The 18,240-nt window shown below is 64.5% G+C and carries 18 protein-coding genes; 15 read left to right on the top strand and 3 right to left on the bottom strand.

The annotated features are described in order from the left end of the window. Positions 1 to 173: 173 nt before the first annotated feature. Positions 174 to 1,952 (bottom strand): cation:proton antiporter domain-containing protein, encoded by a 1,779-nt coding sequence (locus ASF09_RS17465; RefSeq protein ID WP_056055938.1) that lies wholly within the window; start codon positions 1,950 to 1,952, stop codon positions 174 to 176. A gap of 286 nt (positions 1,953 to 2,238) precedes the next feature. Next, on the bottom strand, positions 2,239 to 3,459 hold the full coding sequence (locus ASF09_RS17460; RefSeq protein WP_056055940.1) for an NADP-dependent isocitrate dehydrogenase: 1,221 nt from the start codon (positions 3,457 to 3,459) through the stop codon (positions 2,239 to 2,241). 142 nt (positions 3,460 to 3,601) lie between these two features. On the opposite strand from ASF09_RS17460, the gene ASF09_RS17455 reads away from it, so the two are divergent. Then, positions 3,602 to 4,330 (top strand): phosphatidylserine decarboxylase, encoded by a 729-nt coding sequence (locus ASF09_RS17455; protein ID WP_060527374.1) that lies wholly within the window; start codon positions 3,602 to 3,604, stop codon positions 4,328 to 4,330. Positions 4,331 to 4,359: 29 nt separating this feature from the next. Next, complete coding sequence (locus ASF09_RS17450; RefSeq protein WP_235529891.1) at positions 4,360 to 5,178, top strand: CDP-alcohol phosphatidyltransferase family protein; 819 nt, start codon at positions 4,360 to 4,362, stop codon at positions 5,176 to 5,178. Here the strand turns inward: ASF09_RS17450 and ASF09_RS17445 are convergent. Continuing rightward, positions 5,117 to 5,350: a hypothetical protein gene (locus ASF09_RS17445; RefSeq protein ID WP_056489532.1), complete on the bottom strand. Its 234-nt coding sequence runs from the start codon at positions 5,348 to 5,350 to the stop codon at positions 5,117 to 5,119. The genes ASF09_RS17450 and ASF09_RS17445 overlap by 62 nt on opposite strands. A 323-nt stretch (positions 5,351 to 5,673) precedes the next feature. Here ASF09_RS17445 and rpsB point away from each other — a divergent pair, with 323 nt between their 5' ends. The 13 genes from rpsB (at position 5,674) to ASF09_RS17380 (ending at position 17,912) form a co-directional block, all read left to right on the top strand. Then, a complete protein-coding gene (gene rpsB, locus ASF09_RS17440) occupies positions 5,674 to 6,528 on the top strand; it encodes a 30S ribosomal protein S2 (protein WP_060527373.1) in 855 nt (284 codons plus the stop codon). A gap of 89 nt (positions 6,529 to 6,617) precedes the next feature. After that, positions 6,618 to 7,550 carry a translation elongation factor Ts gene (gene tsf / locus ASF09_RS17435; RefSeq protein WP_056055945.1) on the top strand — a complete coding sequence of 311 codons (933 nt, stop codon included), beginning with the start codon at positions 6,618 to 6,620 and terminating at the stop codon, positions 7,548 to 7,550. Between the two features lie 413 nt (positions 7,551 to 7,963). Next, a complete protein-coding gene (pyrH, locus tag ASF09_RS17430; protein ID WP_060527372.1) occupies positions 7,964 to 8,692 on the top strand; it encodes a UMP kinase in 729 nt (242 codons plus the stop codon). Between the two features lies 1 nt (position 8,693). Next, complete coding sequence (frr, locus tag ASF09_RS17425) at positions 8,694 to 9,251, top strand: ribosome recycling factor (protein WP_056055952.1); 558 nt, start codon at positions 8,694 to 8,696, stop codon at positions 9,249 to 9,251. Next, positions 9,248 to 10,015 carry an isoprenyl transferase gene (locus ASF09_RS17420; RefSeq protein ID WP_082444408.1) on the top strand — a complete coding sequence of 256 codons (768 nt, stop codon included), beginning with the start codon at positions 9,248 to 9,250 and terminating at the stop codon, positions 10,013 to 10,015. Before frr ends, ASF09_RS17420 begins: the two co-directional genes overlap by 4 nt. Before the next feature lie 65 nt (positions 10,016 to 10,080). Further along, positions 10,081 to 10,836: a phosphatidate cytidylyltransferase gene (locus ASF09_RS17415; RefSeq protein WP_060527525.1), complete on the top strand. Its 756-nt coding sequence runs from the start codon at positions 10,081 to 10,083 to the stop codon at positions 10,834 to 10,836. Then, the gene (locus ASF09_RS17410) at positions 10,833 to 11,990 is read left to right on the top strand and encodes a 1-deoxy-D-xylulose-5-phosphate reductoisomerase (protein ID WP_060527370.1); all 1,158 of its coding nucleotides are present in this window, start codon (positions 10,833 to 10,835) and stop codon (positions 11,988 to 11,990) included. Before ASF09_RS17415 ends, ASF09_RS17410 begins: the two co-directional genes overlap by 4 nt. Further along, entirely contained in the window at positions 11,987 to 13,120 is a 1,134-nt protein-coding gene (gene rseP / locus ASF09_RS17405; RefSeq protein ID WP_060527369.1) for an RIP metalloprotease RseP, read from the top strand. Before ASF09_RS17410 ends, rseP begins: the two co-directional genes overlap by 4 nt. A 53-nt stretch (positions 13,121 to 13,173) precedes the next feature. Next, positions 13,174 to 15,981, top strand: a complete 2,808-nt coding sequence (bamA, locus tag ASF09_RS17400) for an outer membrane protein assembly factor BamA (RefSeq protein WP_060527524.1) — start codon at positions 13,174 to 13,176, stop codon at positions 15,979 to 15,981. Beyond that, complete coding sequence (locus tag ASF09_RS17395; RefSeq protein ID WP_060527368.1) at positions 15,981 to 16,643, top strand: OmpH family outer membrane protein; 663 nt, start codon at positions 15,981 to 15,983, stop codon at positions 16,641 to 16,643. The genes bamA and ASF09_RS17395 overlap by 1 nt, the downstream gene beginning before the upstream one ends. Positions 16,644 to 16,654: 11 nt before the next feature. Continuing rightward, entirely contained in the window at positions 16,655 to 17,137 is a 483-nt protein-coding gene (gene fabZ, locus ASF09_RS17390) for a 3-hydroxyacyl-ACP dehydratase FabZ (protein ID WP_060527367.1), read from the top strand. Between the two features lie 104 nt (positions 17,138 to 17,241). Further along, the gene (rpmE, locus tag ASF09_RS17385; RefSeq protein ID WP_055880673.1) at positions 17,242 to 17,472 is read left to right on the top strand and encodes a 50S ribosomal protein L31; all 231 of its coding nucleotides are present in this window, start codon (positions 17,242 to 17,244) and stop codon (positions 17,470 to 17,472) included. 125 nt (positions 17,473 to 17,597) lie between these two features. Then, positions 17,598 to 17,912, top strand: coding sequence for a PilZ domain-containing protein (locus ASF09_RS17380; protein ID WP_060527366.1), 315 nt, complete (start codon positions 17,598 to 17,600; stop codon positions 17,910 to 17,912). The last annotated feature ends 328 nt before the right edge of the window (positions 17,913 to 18,240 follow it).

The following is an 18,240-nucleotide window of genomic DNA, read 5'->3' as shown; positions in this document are numbered from 1 at the left end:
ACCACCTTTCCACTTGGACCCCGGCCTCCGCCGGGGAGGTTACGAAGCCCTGCCTCCATCTGAGGATGCCACCTCTCAAGGAACCTACCAAAGCTTGTTCCCCCGCGAAGGCGGGGGCCCAGACTGGACTCCCGCCTTCGCGGGAGAACAGCCTGTTTACGAACCGGTAAGCGTCAAACCGCCCGAGGAGTCCGCTTCGCCTTCCTGATCCGAGGCTCGGCAATCATGTCCGCCGCCTTCTTGATCTCCTGCCGCAATTCATCCCGCTTCTCATGGATCGAAGCAATCACCGGCCCCATCGCCACCCCAAGATCGACCAGCACAGCCTCCGCCAGCTGCAGCGAACTCTCCAGCGTCTCCGGCACCGCATCCGTCACGCCCGCCCGATACAGCTCCGCCGCATGCGCCGTATCCCGTGCGCGCGCCACGATCGGCAAGTCCGGCGCCAAAGCCCGAACCCGTCGCGCCAGCCGCACCGTCAACACCGGATCGTCCATCGTCAGGATCAGCGCCTTGGCGGTATGCAGCTTCAGCCGATCCACCAACTCCGGGCGTGCCACGTCCCCGAACAACACCGGATGCCCCTGGGCCCGCGCGGCCTCGACGGAATCGATATCCGCCTCCACGGCAACGTACTTCTGCCCGTGGACCGCCAGCATGTCCGCCACCATCCGGCCCACGCGACCAAAGCCGATCACGACCGTTCCCGGCCCATCGTCGTCGATCTCGATATCCCCGGCATCGGCACCCGACCGGCTTTCGAGTTGACGCGAGACGGTGCGGCCGAGCTTTGCCAGCAGCGGCGTGATCGTCAGCCCGATCGCAGTGACGGTCTGCCAGAAAGCGGCGGTCGACGGCATGATCAACTGCGCCTGCGCGGCCGTCGCAAGCACGATCAGCGTCGTCTCGGAAGGGCTGCCCATCAGCAAGCCCGTCTCCGCCGCAACCCCGCGCCGCGAATTGGCGACGCGCAGGAACAGGAAGGTGACGATCGCCTTGGTCGCCACCACGCCCGTCACCGCCAGCAGCAACGACGGCCAGTTCTGCGCAATGAGCCGGAGGTCGAGACTCATGCCGACCGTGATCAGGAACACGCCAAGCGCGAGGCCCTTGAACGGCGCGGTGATGACCTCGACCTCGCTGTGATATTCGGTCTCGGCGATCAGCAGCCCGGCCAGCAGCGCACCGACGATCGGCGACAGCCCGGCGGCCGTTGTCGCGACGCTCGCGACGATCACCACCAGCAGCGACGCGGCGAGGAACAGCTCAGGGCTCTTGGTCCGTGCGGCCTGCCCGAACAGCCGGGGCAGGACGACCCGCCCGCCGATATACATCGCGACCACCGTCAACCCGCCGCGCAGCGCGACACCGGCGATGTTCGACCAGCCGTCCGCACTTGCTGTCGGCGCCAGCGCACCGAGCACGAAGATGATCGGGACGAGCGCCAGATCCTCGAACAGCAGCATCGCGAACGCACCACGCCCGACCGCGCCGGTGGTGCCGACGAGCGGCAGGACCAACGCGGTGGACGACAACGCGAGCGCAAACCCCAGTCCGATCGCGCCCGCCCATTCCTGGCCGATGAAGTGCAACGCCACGCCAATGATGAGCGCCGAGCCGATCAGTTCGGCGGCGCCGGTGCCGAACACGAGCTGCTTCATCGACCACAGTCGCTTGAACGAGAGTTCGAGGCCGATCGAGAACAGCAGCAGGATGATCCCGAACTCGGCAAACGGCTCGATCGACTCCGGGTTCGAGATCGTCAGGTAATAGAGCCAAGGCGCGGAGCCGGTGAGCGAGCCTAGCCCGGCGGGCCCAACCAGCAGGCCGACCAGGATGAAACCGATGACCGGGCTGACCCGGAACCGCGCGAATGCGGGGATGACGAGCCCGGCCGCGCCAAGAATGACGAGCGCGTCGCTGAAACCTTGATTGTCGAGCCGTAATGCCATGCATGCGACCTTAGGGGACGCATGACGGATTTGTCAGGAAGAAATACTGCGTGATCGAGAGGGGAGGGCGCCGGTAGCTATTATCGCTTCGGACGATGCGCCTCCCCGGCGAAGGCCGGGGTCAAGTTGGTGAGGTCGCGGTAACGAAGCGCGGCGGCGATCAGCGACGTTGCCCAACTGGACCCCGGCCTTCGCCGGGGAGGTGCGCAGGATGGCCAAGCACAAACCCGAAGGCGCATGCTCGATTAGGTAGCCCCGCTCCCGTTTCCGGGAACGGGGCGCCAGGTCAGGCCCAGTTGGCCATTTCCGTCTCGAGGTTGGACCGCACCTGCTCGAAGAACTGCTCGGTCGTCATCCAGGGCTGGTCGGGGCCGATCAGGATCGCGAGATCCTTGGTCATGTGGCCGTTCTCGACCGTCTGGACGCAGACGCGCTCGAGCGTCTCGGCGAACTTCGTGACGTCGGGCGTATCGTCGAACTTGCCGCGATACTTGAGGCCACCGGTCCATGCGAAGATCGATGCGATCGGGTTGGTCGAGGTCGCCTTGCCCTGCTCGTGCATGCGGAAGTGACGCGTGACGGTGCCGTGCGCCGCCTCGGCCTCGACCGTCTTGCCGTCCGGGGTCAGCAGGATCGAGGTCATCAGGCCGAGCGAGCCGAAGCCCTGTGCGACCTGGTCCGACTGGACGTCGCCGTCATAGTTCTTGCAGGCCCAGACGAACTCGCCGTTCCACTTGAGCGCCGATGCGACCATGTCGTCGATCAGGCGATGCTCGTAGACGATGCCGGCTTCCTTGAACTTGTCCTTGAACTCGGCCTCGAACACCTCGGCGAACAGGTCCTTGAAGCGGCCGTCATAGGCCTTCAGGATGGTGTTCTTGGTCGACAGGTACACCGGCCACTTCAGGTTGAGGCCGTAGTGCATCGACGCGCGGGCGAAATCGCGGATCGAATCGTCGAGGTTGTACATCGCCATCGCGACGCCCGCCGACGGGAACTGGAACACTTCGCGGTCGATGACCGTGCCGTCGTCGCCTTCGAAGACGAGACGCAGCTTGCCCGGACCCGGGACCAGATAGTCGGTCGCGCGGTACTGATCGCCGAATGCATGACGGCCGACGACGATCGGGTGCGTCCAGCCCGGGATAAGGCGGGGGACGTTCTTGATCACGATCGGCTCCCGGAAGATGGTGCCGCCGAGGATGTTGCGGATCGTGCCGTTAGGCGACTTCCACATCTTCTTCAGACCGAACTCGGTCACGCGCTGCTCGTCGGGCGTGATCGTCGCGCACTTCACCGCGACGCCGTGCTTCTGCGTGGCGAGCGCGCTGTCGATCGTGACCTGGTCGTCGGTCGCGTCGCGATGCTCGACGCCGAGATCGTAATAATCGAGCTGGATGTCGAGATACGGCTTGATCAGGCGCTCGCGGATCCATTCCCAGATGATCCGGGTCATCTCGTCGCCATCGATCTCCACGATCGGATTCTTTACCTTGATCTTCGCCATATCCGGGTCCTTCGGGGGAGGGGTTTGGGGAGCGTCTAGGGGAGCATGCCGCGGCGATCAACCGCTGGCCAACTGTTGGTGCTGTAAGGAAAAGCCGGTTCATCGTTGTATCGCGCGTCGTGCACGGATAGACCCGCGGGTTATGGCATCGCTCGACAAGCCGCCCGTCACGACCTCCACGGTCAAATGGCGATTTCCCGCAGTCCATCCGGAGGGCCACAAATACGTCGCGATCGCGACCGGCATCACGCTGCTGCTGACGATTCTCAGCCACGTGCTGTTCTGGCCGATGGTCGGCGTCGTGATCTGGGTCGCGACGTTCTTCCGCGATCCGATCCGCACCACCCCACAAGGCGAGGGCCTGATCGTCGCCCCCGCAGACGGGCTGATCACGATGATCCAGCGCGTGCCGATCCCGCGCGAACTCGCCGGCGAGAACGGCCTCGGCGATGCACCGCTTGTGCGCGTGTCGATCTTCATGTCGGTGTTCGACGTGCACATTAATCGCACCCCGATCGCCGGGACTATCCGCCAGGTGGTCTACATTTCGGGCAAGTTTCTCAACGCCGACCTCGACAAGGCGAGCGACGAGAACGAGCGCCAGCATTTCGTGGTCGAGGACCGCAACGGCATGCGGATCGGCTTCACGCAGATCGCCGGCTTGGTCGCGCGCCGTATCCTGGGCTTCGTGAAGGCCGGTGACATGGTGGCGGTCGGACAGCGAATCGGCCTGATCCGGTTCGGTAGCCGAGTCGACGTGTACCTGCCCGATCATGTCGTGCCGCAGGTCTGCCTCGGCCAGCGCAGTATCGCGGGCGAGACCGTGCTTGGTCGCGTCGGCGGCGTGCCGGTTGGCGGCATCGCCCAGTGATTGATCGCGACGGGATCGACGGCGACTCGATTGAAGAGCGGGTCCAGGGGCGGTTTGGTCGCACGCGGCGTGCTCCGCGCGGACTCCCCCTGCGCGCCGTCGCCCCCAACGCGGTTACCGCGCTAGCCCTGTGTTCAGGTCTGAGTGGCGTGCGATTCGCGATCGGTGGGCAGTGGGAAAGTGCCGTCGCGATGATCATGGTCGCGGGCGTGCTCGACGGCCTGGATGGTCGCATCGCCCGGATGCTGCACGGCGAAAGCCGGTTCGGTGCCGAACTCGATTCGCTGTCCGACGCTATCTCGTTCGGCGTCGCGCCTGCGCTGATCGTCTATCTCTGGTCATTGACGGCTTTGCCGCGCGTCGGCTGGATCTGCTCGTTGATCCTCGCCGTGTTCTGCGCGCTGCGTCTCGCGCGCTTCAACGCCAAGATCGACGAGAGCCATCAGCCGCACAAGTCGGCGGGTTTCCTCACCGGTGTCCCGGCTCCGGCCGGCGCAGGACTCGCGCTGATGCCGATGTTCTTCTGGTTCTGGACCGACGAGCCCAAATTTGCGTCGCCGTATTTCGTGGCACCTTGGGTCGCGTTCGTCGCGTTGCTGATGGTGTCGAGTATCGCCACCTACTCGTGGAGTTCGGTCAAACTCCGCAGCAACATCCGGTTCGAAGCCATCGCGCTTGTCGTATTGCTTGGCGCTGCCATCGTGAGCGCGCCATGGCATACGCTCAGCATCATCTGCGTGCTGTACCTGCTCTCGATGCCGTTCAGCATCGCGAGTTACGCCAAGATCAGGCGGCAGCGTTCCAGCGGCGGGCGGGCACCGGAGCCGACGTCGAAGCCCAGCGCCTGACCGCAATCCGGCGCTCCGCAACGGCCAACGTACGGAGCGGCTGGAACGCGGGTTCGACGTTGCCCATCGCGAGACGGACGATACGGTCCCACTGCGGCGCGATCGACGAGACGATCATCATGCCCGCGACCGCGAATGCACCAGCAAAAACCATGAAGCTCAGAACCAACATCACGTCCGCCTTCCTATGAGTTGCGAACAATTTCTTAATATCCGCAAACACTTGGTCAGAAACATCGTTCCACTCGTCGCATTTCGAATCCCGTCCTGCCGGGGTGATTCTGCGCCGAGTCGAACATCTGTTCCCCTCTGAGCCCTTTATGTTCTCATTGCGTTCCATGAGTCAAGCGGCGCGTTGAGGATTGCTTTTCAACGAGCGCCCGGTTAAGGGCCGCGCCTAACCCCGCATGGGAGGCATCATAGCCCGGTGCGTCACGGTCATTTGGCCACGACGTCATCCGCTTCCCAGAGGCACAACCGGAAGGATATATCCCTATGGCGGCTCCAGTCGTCTCCATGCAGCAGCTCATCGAAACGGGCGCGCATTTCGGCCACCAGACTCATCGGTGGAACCCCAAGATGAAGCCTTACATCTTCGGTGATCGTAACGGCGTCCACATCCTCGACCTTTCGCAGACCGTGCCGCTGTTCGCGCGCGCGCTCGAATTCGTCTCGTCGGCTGTTGCCGGTGGCGGCAAGGTCCTGTTCGTCGGCACCAAGCGCCAGGCGCAGGAGCCCGTCGCGGACGCAGCGCGTCGTTCGGGCCAGCATTTCGTCAACCATCGCTGGTTGGGCGGCATGCTCACCAACTGGAAGACCATCTCGGGTTCGATCAAGCGTCTCAAGACGCTTGAGGAAATGCTGTCGGGCGACACCGTCGGCCTGACCAAGAAGGAAGTCCTTCAGCTCACCCGCGAGAAGGACAAACTCGAGCTTTCGCTCGGCGGCATCCGCGACATGGGCGGCATTCCCGACGTGATGTTCGTGATCGACGCGAACAAGGAAGAGCTGGCGATCAAGGAAGCGAACACGCTGGGTATTCCCGTTGTCGCGATCCTCGATTCGAACGTGTCGCCGGACGGCATCGCCTTCCCGGTTCCCGCGAACGACGACGCAGCCCGCGCCATCCGCCTGTACTGCGAGGCGATCGCGATCGCAGCGACGCGCGGCGGCCAGGAGCAGCAGCGCCGCACCGGTGCCGACATCGGCGCGATGATCGAGCCGCCGAAGGAAGAGGCACTGAGCGCAGAGCCCGTCGTCGAGGCAACAGCCGACACGGCACAGGCAACCGCGAATGCCGATACCGCTGCAGAATTCGCAGCCGAGGGTGAGCGCCAGATCGACGCATAAGCGTCGTCGCCGAACCGTCATGCGGGCGGGGTAGGGCGAAAGCTCTGCCTCGCCCGCAACCATATTCAGACCTAAAAAGGATTAGAGACATGGCCGATATCACGGCAGCGATGGTCAAGGATCTGCGCGAGAAGAGCGGCGCGGGCATGATGGATTGCAAGAAGGCGCTGAGCGAGAACGCCGGCGACATGGAGCAGGCAATGGATTGGCTGCGTACCAAGGGGCTCGCAGCCGCCGCCAAGAAGTCCAGCCGTACCGCGGCCGAGGGTCTGGTCGGCGTCGCCGTGTCGGGCACCAAGGGCGCAGCGGTCGAAGTGAACTCGGAGACCGATTTCGTCGCGAAGAACGACCAGTTCCAGTCGTTCGTCCGTGACGTCACGCAGATCGCGCTCGCAACCGGTGGCGACATCGAGGCGCTGAAGTCGCAGGCGATGCCATCGGGCAAGACCGTCGAGGAAGTCCTGACGAACAACGTCGCGACGATCGGCGAGAACCAGTCGCTGCGCCGCTCGCGCACGCTGGAAGTCAGCAAGGGTGCGGTCGTTCCGTACATCCATAATGCAGCGGCCCCCGGCCTCGGCAAGATCGGCGTGCTCGTCGCGCTCGAGTCGGAGGCTTCGGACGAGGTTCTCCAGGCGCTCGGCAAGCAGCTCGCGATGCACATCGCAGCCGCTTTCCCGAAGGCGCTGAACGAGGCCGACCTCGACGAGTCCGAGATCGAGCGCGAGCGCGCGATCGCGACCGAGAAGGCTGCCGAGTCGGGCAAGCCTGCCGACATCATCGCCAAGATGGTCGAGGGCGGCATCGCCAAGTACCGCAAGGAGCATGCTCTGGTCAGCCAGCTGTTCGTGATGGACGGCAAGACCAAGATCTCCGACGTCGTCGCCAAGGCCGGCAAGGACGCGGGCGCAGAGATCAAGCTGGTGGACTATGTCCGCTTCCAGCTGGGCGAAGGCATCGAGAAGGAGCAGTCCGACTTCGCAGCCGAGGTTGCTGCTGCTTCGGGCGTGCCCCAGGCGTAAGCTGACTTCCTCCCTCGCCCCTCCGGGGAGAGGGAAGGGGCCCGCTCGGCTCTTGTCGAGTGGGAAGGGTGAGGGGAGTGATTAGGTCTCGAACCTCACGCCCCCTCATCCGGCCCTGCCGGGCCACCTTCTCCCCGAGGGGAGAAGGATAGCGGGGCAGCCTTGGTGCTGCTTCGTCATCCCCGCGTAGGCGGAGATCCATAAACTCCGGCGCCGGTGATCCATCGAGCCGCTAGCCAGTATGGGTTCCCGCCTCCGCGGGAATGACGATCGTTCTCCGTTGCGCGCTTCTGCGAACGAGGATTTTCCGTCTCATCTCCACCCAGTTTCGATGCACGCGCCGCACAGCGCTTCACATCCCGGGCCTCGCCGCCTAAGGTCCGCGCCGCCCCGCCAATCACAATTCGAGATTTATGACGCCTCCGCGCTACAACCGTATCCTGCTGAAACTGTCGGGCGAAGTCCTGATGGGCACCTCCGGCCTGTCGATCGACACCGAGGTTACCGCGCGCGTCGCGCAGGAGATCGCCGACATCAAGGCCCGAGGCTACGAGATCTGCATCGTCGTCGGTGGTGGCAACATCTTCCGCGGCATGGCGGGGGCGGCACGCGGCATGGACCGCGCGACCGGCGATTACATGGGCATGCTCGCGACCGTGATGAACGCGCTCGCCGTGCAGAACGCGCTGGAGCAGATCGGCGTCGACACGCGCGTCCAGTCGGCGATCCCGATGGCGTCGGTGTGCGAGCCATTCATCCGCCGCCGCGCCGAGCGTCACCTCGAAAAGGGCCGCGTCGTGATCTTCGCGGCGGGCGTCGGCAGCCCCTATTTCACCACTGATTCGGGCGCCGCGCTGCGTGCTGCCGAGATGAAGTGCGATGCGCTGTTCAAGGGCACTTCGGTCGACGGCGTCTACAACGCCGACCCGAAGACGCACCCCGACGCGGTGCGCTACGAAACGGTGTCGTACAGCCGCGTGCTGTCCGACGACCTCAAGGTCATGGACGCGAGCGCGATCGCGCTGTGCCGCGACAACAACATCCCGATCGTCGTCTTCAACATCCGCGAACCCGGCAATCTCGCTGCGGTCTTGGCGGGTGATGGCGTGTCGACGATCGTCCAGAACGAGCAGGAGCTTTAAGATGGCAGCCTACGACAAGACCGACCTCGAACGCCGCATGGCGGGTGCCGTCGAAGCGCTGAAGAGCGATCTCGCCGGCCTGCGCACGGGTCGCGCGTCGACCGCGTTGCTCGATCCGGTGATGGTGACGGTGTACGGCTCGTCGATGCCGCTGAACCAGGTTGCGACCGTCTCGGCGCCCGAGCCGCGGATGTTGTCGGTGCAGGTCTGGGACAAGTCGAACGTCGGCCCGACCGACAAGGCGATCCGTTCGGCCGGCCTCGGGCTCAACCCGATCGTCGACGGCCAGACGCTGCGCCTGCCGATCCCCGACCTGACCGAGGAGCGCCGCAAGGAACTCGCCAAGCTTGCCGGCCAGTACGCCGAGAAGGCGCGCATCGCGGTCCGCAACGTCCGCCGCGACGGCATGGATTCGCTCAAGGTCGACGAGAAGAAGGGCGTGTTCGGCGAGGACGAGCGCAAGCGTCACGAGACCGAAGTGCAGAAGCTGACCGACAGCATCATCGCCGAGCTCGATGCGACCGCGACCGCCAAGGAAAAGGAAATCCTGGGCAAGTGAGGGCGTTCGGCGCTGCACAGGCGGGAGCCTCTTCGGCCGCGCCACTTGCTGCGGTTCCGGCGGGCGGCGCGGTGCCGCGTCATGTCGCGATCATCATGGACGGCAATGGCCGCTGGGCGAAGAAGCGATTCCTGCCGCGCTTCGCCGGGCACAAGGCCGGCGTCGAGGCGGTCCGGAAAGTGGCGCGGGCGGCGCGTGCGATGGGGATCGAGGCGCTGACGCTCTACGCTTTCTCGTCGGAGAATTGGCGGCGCCCAGCCGAAGAGGTCAGCGACCTGATGGGGCTGCTCCGGCATTTCATCCGCAGCGATCTTGACGAACTCGCGCGCGAGAACGTCCGGCTTCGCGTGATCGGCGATTACCACAGCTTTTCGCCCGATCTGGTGGCGATGGTCGACGATGCGATCGCGCGGACCGCGGGGAACAGCGGTCCGATTTTGGCGATCGCGCTGAATTATGGCGCACATGCCGAGCTGGTGGGCGCGGCACGTCGCCTTGCCGAGCGCGCGCGTGACGGCGCGCTGGATCCGGCGAACATTGATGCGGCGACGATCGAGGCTGAGCTCGACACGCACGACCTGCCGCCGCTGGATCTGATGATCCGCACCTCGGGCGAGCAGCGTCTTTCGAACTTCCTGCTGTGGCAGGCGGCGTATGCGGAGCTCCTGTTCGTCGACACGCTCTGGCCCGATTTCGACGCGGCCGCGCTCACCGACGCAGTCGCCGCGTTCGGTCAGCGCCAGCGCCGCTACGGTGGTCTGTGAACCTTACCGACCCTGAAAAGGCGCCCGATCAGGCGTTGCGTACGCCGTCCAATCTCCAGCTCCGGATGATCGCCAGCGTCGGCATGATCGCGGTGGCGAGCCTTGCGCTGACGCTCGGCGGGATCGCGTTCTGGGTGCTCGGCGTGGTCGCGGCGCTGTTCATGATGGCGGAATGGTCGATGCTGCAAGGCGCCGATGCCAAGACCAAGCGGATGACGCAGTTCGCGCTGTCGGTGCCGCTCGCACTGATGGCGCCGGCGTCGCTCATCCTGGTGATACACGATTTCTTCACGCTGGGGCTGCTTGTGGGGGCGGCGTTCTTCGTCGTCATCACGACACGCAAACCGCCGCTCGCGCTGGGCATCCTCTATTGCGGGCTCCCCGTGCTCGCGCTGATGATCATCCGGCGGCAGGACGAGGGCATCCTCTTCACGTTGTGGGCGCTGTCTCTGGTGTGGGCGTGCGATATCGGTGCGTTCTTTACCGGGCGGACGCTGGGCGGGCCCAAGCTCGCGCCGGTGATCAGCCCGAACAAGACGTGGTCGGGCCTGATCGGTGGCGTTGTGCTGGCGAGCGCGGTCGCGGCGGTGCTGCACATGCAATACGGCCTGCCGATGCGGATGACGCTGGCAACGCCGGTGCTCGCGGTACTCGCGCAGATGGGCGATCTTTATGAGAGCTGGTTGAAGAGAGTGGCAGGCGTGAAGGACAGCGGCAACATCCTGCCAGGGCATGGCGGCGTGATGGATCGCCTCGATGGCCTGGTCCCGGTCGCGCCGGTCGCGGCATTCCTCGTCCTGTTGCCGCATTTCTACGCATGAAGAGCATTACCATTTTAGGCGCGACCGGCTCGGTCGGCACCTCGACGCTCGACCTGATCGAGCGTGAGCCCGACCGCTTCCGCGTCGTTGCGCTGACCGCCAATTGCGACGTGGCCAAGCTCGCCGCCGCGGCAATCCGGACCAAGGCTGAGTTCGCGGTCGTGGCAGACGAGCGCTGTCTTCCCGAACTCCGCGAAGCACTGGCCGGCTCGGGGATTCGCGCAGGTGGCGGTGCCGAAGCGATTGCCGAGGCGGCGTCATCGGGTGCGGACTGGACGATGGGCGCGATCGTTGGGTGTGCGGGGCTCAAGCCGGTGATGGCGGCGATCGAGCAGGGCGGGACCGTGGTGATCGCCAACAAGGAGCCGCTGGTCTCCGCCGGCGATGTCATCCTCGCCGCAGCCAAACGGACCGGCGCGACATTGCTGCCCGCAGACTCCGAGCACAACGCGATCTTCCAGTGCTTCGACGCGACTCGACCCGAGCGCGTCCGGCGGATCATCCTGACGTGCAGCGGCGGACCGTTCCGCGACTGGACCACCGAGCAGATGCGCGGCGTCACGCTCGAACAGGCGGTCAAGCATCCCAACTGGTCGATGGGCGCGAAGATTTCGGTCGATTCGGCGACCTGCATGAACAAGGGTCTCGAACTGATCGAGGCCGCGCGGCTGTTCCCGATTCCGCACGACCGGATCGAGATCGTCATCCATCCGCAGTCGGTGGTCCACAGCCTGGTCGATTACGTCGACGGCTCGGTGCTGGCGCAGCTCGGTCCCCCCGACATGCGCACGCCAATCGCGCACACGCTTGCCTGGCCGGACCGGATGGCGACGCCGATGGCCCCGCTCGACCTGGTCGCGATCGGTCGACTCGACTTTGAGGCACCCGACCAAGTCCGCTTCCCGGCATTGCGCCTCGCCCGCGAGGCGCTCGACGCAGGTGGCGCGCGGCCGGCAATTCTCAACGCTGCCAACGAAGTAGCGGTCGAGGCCTTCCTCAAGCGCCGCATCGGCTTCCTCGAAATTGCCGCAATCGTCGACCATACGCTATCGTGCTACGATCCGGCCGCACCGGACAGTGTCGACGCCGTTCTGGCGATCGATGCCGAGGCGCGGGTTTTGGCGGGCGAGCGTGTAGAGGATTGCGCGGTTTGATCGAAACACCCGGTATCCTTCTGACGATCCTGTCGTTCGTGCTGGTGATCGGACCGCTCGTGTTCGTGCACGAGATGGGACATTACCTCGCCGGGCGCTTTTTCGGGATCAAGGCGGATGCCTTCGCGATCGGTTTCGGCCGCGAGATCGCGGGCTTCACCGACAGCCGCGGCACCCGGTGGAAGTTCGGATGGTTGCCGCTCGGCGGCTATGTGAAGTTTGCCGGCGACATGAACCCGGCGAGCCAGCCCTCGGCCGAGTGGCTTTTGCTACCCGCCGAGGAGCGTCAGCGCACCTTCCAGTCGAAGCCGGTGTGGCAGCGTGCGATCGTCGTTGCCGCCGGACCCGTCGTGAACTTCGTCGTCGCGATCCTGATTCTCGCCGGTTTCGCGTTCGCATACGGCGATGTTCGCATGCCACCGATCGTCGGGGGCACGGTACCCGGCAGCGCCGCGGCGACCGCCGGATTGCAGCCCGGCGACCGGATCACCGCGATCGGCGGCCGCTCGGTCGAGACGTTCGACGATCTCGCCCGCTATGCGCGTATCCGCGCTGGCGAACGCACGCAGATCGACGCGGAGCGCGACGGGCAGACGGTATCGCGCGACATCGTGATCGGTACCGAACTCCAGCGCGATCGCTTCGGCAACGAATACCGCATCGGCCGCCTCGGCATCGCCGGCAGCAAGCCCGTCATCGTTCCTGTCAGCCTGATCGAGGCGCCCGTCGTCGCGGTGAAGCGCACCGGCGAGATCGTCTCGATGATGGTCGAGACGCTGGGGCAGGTCGTCACCGGGCGTCGGTCGGTCAAGGAACTCGGCGGACCGCTCAGCATCGCCAAGGTCTCGGGCGAGCAGATGTCGCTCGGGCTTGACGCCTATGTGTTCCTGATCGCCCTCGTTTCGATCAATCTGGGGTTCATCAATCTGCTGCCAGTGCCGATGCTCGATGGCGGGCACCTGTTCTTCTACGCGATCGAAGCGGTGCGCAGGCGTCCGGTCGAGCCGCAGGTGCAGGAATGGGCATTTCGCGGCGGGCTCGCAGCAATTCTCGCGCTGATGCTGCTGGTGACCTTCAACGATCTCGGCAATTTCGGGCTTTGGAAGAATCTGGCCGGCTTGATCGGCTGATCACGATAGGGCAGGGCGGGCGCGCCTTGTATGTGCACGTTTTGAAGGTGGGTTTGGTGACAGCGATCAACGGTTACGATTTCGCGCGTAAGGGCGCCCTGCTGCTCGCAGGTACGATCCTGTCGGGCGTTCCCGCGCTGGCACAGACCGTGCCGGCTGGATCCGCGACTCCGGCGGCAACGCCTTCGTCGAGCCCCGCGTCGGGTCGTCAGGCGCCGACCACGGCCGCCCCCGCAAAGGGTGCTGTTGGTGTAACGCCCGTAGCCGCGCCGGTATCCGCGCAAACGATAAAGACTTTGCGCGTCGAGGGATCTCAGCGCATCGAGCCCGAGACGGTGCTGTCCTACACGAAGCTGCGCGTCGGCATCCCGTACACCGCGGAAACGCTCGACCAGGCGCTGAAGGACCTCCAGGCCAGCGACCTGTTCGCGGATTACTCGATCGCCGGCGTCGAGGACGGCAACATCGTTCTCCGCGTGCGCGAGAACCCGATCATCAACCGCGTGATCATCGAGGGCAACAAGGCGCTCAAGACCGACAAGATCACCAAGGAGATCAAGCTCGCGCCGCGCCAGATCTTCACGCGCACCGCGGTCCGCCAGGATATCGCGCGGATCATCGAGCTGTATCGTCGCCAGGGCCGCTTCGCCGCGGTGATCGATCCGAAGATGGTCAATCTCGACCAGAACCGCGTCGACGTCGTGTTCGAGGTCAGCGAAGGGCCGAAGTCGAAGGTCCGCCAGATCAACATCCTCGGCAACGAGGTGTTCTCCGACGACCAGATCCGTGGCCAGATGGCGACCAAGCAGTCGCGCTTCTTCCGCCTGCTGTCGTCGGCGACCAGCTATGATCAGGATCGCCTTTCGTACGATCAGCAGAAGCTCCGCCAGTTCTACCTGACGCAGGGCTATGCCGATTTCCGCGTGACCTCGGCCGTGGCCGAGCTGACGCCGGACAAGAAGGACTTCATCATCACGTACGTGGTGGAGGAGGGCAAGCGCTACAAGTTCGGCGACGTCACCGTCGACAGCCAGATTCGCGACTTCGACAACAAGAAGCTCGCGGCGTCGCTGCCGCTGAAGAAGGGCGATTGGTACAACGCCAAGCTTGTCGAGGATTCGGTCGACAATCTCAGCCAGACCGCGGGCCTGTTCGGCTATGCGTTCACCGAGGTGAACCCGGAGTTCGCCAAGGACGCCGACACGCTGACGATGGGGATTAATTTCAACATCGCCGAAGCCAAGCGCACCTATGTCGAGCGTATCGACATCAACGGCAACACGCAGACGCAGGACAAGGTCGTGCGTCGCGAGATCCGTCTGGCCGAGGGCGATGCGTTCAACAGCTTCCAGGTGAAGCGTTCGCAGGATCGCATCAACTCGCTGGGGTATTTCCAGGACAAGATGGAGATCAAGCAGCTGCCGGGTTCGGCGCCCGACCGCGTGATCTTGGAGACCAACCTCGAAGAAAAGTCGACCGGCGAACTCCAGCTGTCGGCGGGCTATTCGAGCCTCGAACGCTTCATCATCCAGGCGAACATCACGCAGCGCAACTTCCGCGGCAAGGGCCAGGAACTGCGCGCCGGCGTGAACTATTCGAGCTATTCGAAGTCGATCGAGCTGGGCTTCACCGAGCCGTATCTGTTCGACAAGAACATCGCGGTCGGCGGCGACATCTTCCGCCGCGACTACAACTCGTTCAATTATATCGGCAACGATCGTCAGACCACCTATTCGCAGGTCTCGACCGGCTTCCAGCTTCGTGCCGGTGTGCCGCTGACCGAATTCTGGTCGCTGTCGGCGCGCTACGGTCTGTCCTACGACAAGGTCGGACTGAACGAGTCGACCTACTTCACCGATGGGCAGTGCGACATCCTCAAGGCCGGCCGTTATCTCTGCGAAGCGATCGGCAACCGCTGGACCTCGTCGGTCGGCTATTCGCTGATCCGCGACACGCTCAACAGCCGGTTGCGCCCGACGGCAGGCTCGCGCTTCTCGTTCAGCCAGGATTTTGCGGGTCTCGGCGGCGACGTGAAATACATCCGTACGCGCGCTGAGGGCGCCAAGTACTGGAACGCGGGTAGCGGCTTCATCCTGTCGGCGATCGGCGAGGGTGGCTATATCAAGTCGCTCGAAGGCAGCAAAAGGTCCGGCATCGACGGTGTCCGCATCACCGACCGCTTCTATCTCGGCGAGCCGCAGTTCCGCGGGTTCGACATTCGCGGCGTAGGCCCACGCGTGTTGCGCATTCCGTACACGACGGACTCGGCGACGGGTAAGCAGATCCTGGTGACCGATCGCAACCAGTACATCGACGATGCGCTCGGCGGTAACGCCTATTATCTTGGCCGCATCGAGATGGAGATCCCGCTCGGTTCGGGTGCGCGCGAACTGGGCCTGCGTCCTTCGATCTACGTCCAGGCGGGCTCGCTGTTCAGCATCACGAAGCCCAACCTGACCGTCGACCCCAACTCGTACCCCAGGACGGTCGATGCCAACGGCAACGTCACGATCCTGCCGTTGCAGACTCCGATCAAGACCGCCGACGGCAAGCTGCAGTATGTCGTGCCGTCGACCGACACGACGAACCCGAATGCCGTCACGACCTGCGCCGTCGGCTATTCGTCGACGCTCGGCGGGGCCTGCACCGGGACCAGCGTCAACAGCCAGTATTCGTCGACCTATGGTCCGTATTCGGAGCAGTTCCTCGGCAATTCTGCCAAGCCGCGTCTGTCGATCGGCATCGGCGTGAACTGGAACTCGCCATTCGGTCCGCTTCGTATCGATCTCGCTCGTGCTCTGCTCAAGCAGAAGGGCGACGACCCCAAGCTCATCACTTTCAACGTAGGGACACAGTTCTAATGACGACGTTCAAGACGCTTCTCCTCGCTGCCGCGCTCGTCGCGCCGGCCGCCATGACCGCAACCGCTGCCGATGCGCAGGTTTCGGGTATCGCCGTCGCCGACGCACAGGGTGCGATCGCCAACTCGAAGGCCTGGAATGCCGCGCGCGCCCAGATCGAGACGACCTATAAGGCGCAGCTCGACCAGGCCGAGACCCGCCGCCAGGCTGTCGCGCGTGAGCTTCAGCCGCTCGTGACCGCGTTCCAGGCCGCGCAGCGTGCGCCCGGCGCTTCGGAGGCATCGCTGCGTCCGCAGGCTCAGGCGATCCAGACGCGCGAAAACGCCGCCAATCAGGAACTCGCCCGCCTGACGCAGCCCGCCCAGCGCGCGCAGCAATACGCGATCGAACAGATCCAGGCGAAGCTCAGCGATGCCGTCACGGCGGCGGTTCGCGCAAAGAACGTCAGCCTTTTGCTGCGTCCTGAGGCCGCTCTGTTCGCACAGCCGACTGCCGATATTACGTCGGCGATCACCACCGAACTCGACCGCCTGGTGCCGACCGTAAGTACCGCTGTCCCCGCCAATTGGCAGCCAAGCCAGAACGGCCAGCAGCAGGGCGCAGCACCGGCGTCGGCACCTGCAGCCGCGACCGGCAAGCGCACCACGCCGCAGGGCCGTTGAGCGAGCCGAGGATGACCGACTCGGTTGACGCCGTGAAGACCGGCATGGGCCCGCTCGATATCGGGCGGGTGATGGCGGCGTTGCCGCATCGCTATCCGTTGCTGCTGGTCGATCGTGTCGAGGATCTGATCCTCGACACGTCGATCACCGCGATCAAAGCGGTGTCGATGAACGAGCAGTTCTTCCAGGGGCATTTCCCTGGGCGCCCGATCATGCCGGGCGTGCTGATCGTCGAGGCGATGGCGCAGGCGGCGGGGATCCTCGCGGTCGAGTCGCTGGGGCTCGCCGGATCGGGCAAGCTCGTCTATTTCATGGCGATCGACGGTGCGAAGTTCCGCAAGCCGGTCGAGCCCGGCGTGTTGCTGAAACTCGACGTGACGTTCGTCCAGAAGCGCAGCTCTGTGTGCAAGTTCGCCGGCCGCGCGTCGGTCGACGGACAGCTAGTGGCCGAGGCGAACTTCACGGCGATGATCGCCGACCCGCCGAAAGCCTGACGACAAGGCTCCAGCCGCGCGATCTTGTAAAATCGGGCGCGTCCGTGTACGGGCGCGCCTTCCTTTTCAGGCTGGTCGGAACCAGCCACTTACGGAGAATTCCCATGAAGGCCGACACGCACCCCGATTATCACATGATCACCGTCCAGATGACCGATGGCAGCAAGTACCAGACTCGCACCACCTGGGGTAAGGAAGGCGATGTGATGACGCTCGAGATCGATCCGCTCGCGCATCCGGCATGGACCGGCGGCCGCGGCACGATGCTCGACACCGGTGGCCAGGTCGCGCGCTTCAACAAGCGTTTCGGTGGCGGTCTCACGCTCCGCAAGTAAACGTAACCCCCCGGAACGGATCGATACTCATTCGTTCCGGGGGCATTTATTAAGATCACGTTAGGCACCGGCGGCTAGGCTTGTAATTGCAAGCCAGACTTAGGACTCGCAAGGACGAGGACGCCATGTTCGCCGCCGATTTCGAACCTGCAGAGCGCACCAGCCGCCGCGGTTCGCCCCGTGCCCCTGTCGCGTTGGACGTTAGCATCGGCAAGACGCGCCGCACCTTGTGCAGGGTCGTCGACATCTCGATCAACGGCGCGCGGCTCCAGACCTATTCGGCGCTCAGGCGCGGGACGAGCATCTGGCTCAACCTGCCGCAGATCGGGCAGATAGTCGCCGAAGTCATGTGGGCGGACGATTTTACCGCCGGCTGCAAGTTCCACCGACCGCTATCGATCGAAGCGTTCGATGCGCTCATTCGGGACCATCCGGCATAGCGTCGTTAATCGCGATCACGTCAGGTGTACCTTCACCAATACGGCTCTGAGCTTTGGGACATGATGGCCGCCAGCAATCCTGCGTCGCATCGGACGAGACCCGCGAATTCGAAATCTCGAGGTGATGTGGGCCAGACCGACGTTCGCATAATGACTTACAGCGAGCAGCGTCACGGGGGTGGGCAGCAACGAGAGCCCGTAGAGCGGCACGCGAGCCGAAAAATGGAAAGCCGACCAAAAACTGTAAAATAGTGTTTGACGGGGTGGGGAGGTGGGCCTAGAGGGGTGTCACCGCAGCGGAGTGCCTCACCGGCTTCTGAAGCGGTCG

The sequence above is a fragment of the Sphingomonas sp. Leaf242 genome, from assembly GCF_001422045.1.
GTDB lineage: Bacteria > Pseudomonadota > Alphaproteobacteria > Sphingomonadales > Sphingomonadaceae > Sphingomonas.
This window is presented reverse-complemented; position numbering and strand designations above follow the sequence as displayed.

Coding starts and splice junctions, on each gene's coding strand:
- ASF09_RS17465 (WP_056055938.1), bottom strand. CDS start 1,952: ATGGCATTACGGCTCGACAATCAAGGTTTCAGCGACGCGCTCGTCATT.
- ASF09_RS17460 (WP_056055940.1), bottom strand. CDS start 3,459: ATGGCGAAGATCAAGGTAAAGAATCCGATCGTGGAGATCGATGGCGAC.
- ASF09_RS17455 (WP_060527374.1), top strand. CDS start 3,602: ATGGCATCGCTCGACAAGCCGCCCGTCACGACCTCCACGGTCAAATGG.
- ASF09_RS17445 (WP_056489532.1), bottom strand. CDS start 5,350: ATGTTGGTTCTGAGCTTCATGGTTTTTGCTGGTGCATTCGCGGTCGCG.
- rpsB (WP_060527373.1), top strand. CDS start 5,674: ATGGCGGCTCCAGTCGTCTCCATGCAGCAGCTCATCGAAACGGGCGCG.
- tsf (WP_056055945.1), top strand. CDS start 6,618: ATGGCCGATATCACGGCAGCGATGGTCAAGGATCTGCGCGAGAAGAGC.
- pyrH (WP_060527372.1), top strand. CDS start 7,964: ATGACGCCTCCGCGCTACAACCGTATCCTGCTGAAACTGTCGGGCGAA.
- frr (WP_056055952.1), top strand. CDS start 8,694: ATGGCAGCCTACGACAAGACCGACCTCGAACGCCGCATGGCGGGTGCC.
- ASF09_RS17415 (WP_060527525.1), top strand. CDS start 10,081: ATGATCGCCAGCGTCGGCATGATCGCGGTGGCGAGCCTTGCGCTGACG.
- ASF09_RS17410 (WP_060527370.1), top strand. CDS start 10,833: ATGAAGAGCATTACCATTTTAGGCGCGACCGGCTCGGTCGGCACCTCG.
- ASF09_RS17395 (WP_060527368.1), top strand. CDS start 15,981: ATGACGACGTTCAAGACGCTTCTCCTCGCTGCCGCGCTCGTCGCGCCG.
- fabZ (WP_060527367.1), top strand. CDS start 16,655: ATGACCGACTCGGTTGACGCCGTGAAGACCGGCATGGGCCCGCTCGAT.
- rpmE (WP_055880673.1), top strand. CDS start 17,242: ATGAAGGCCGACACGCACCCCGATTATCACATGATCACCGTCCAGATG.
- ASF09_RS17380 (WP_060527366.1), top strand. CDS start 17,598: ATGTTCGCCGCCGATTTCGAACCTGCAGAGCGCACCAGCCGCCGCGGT.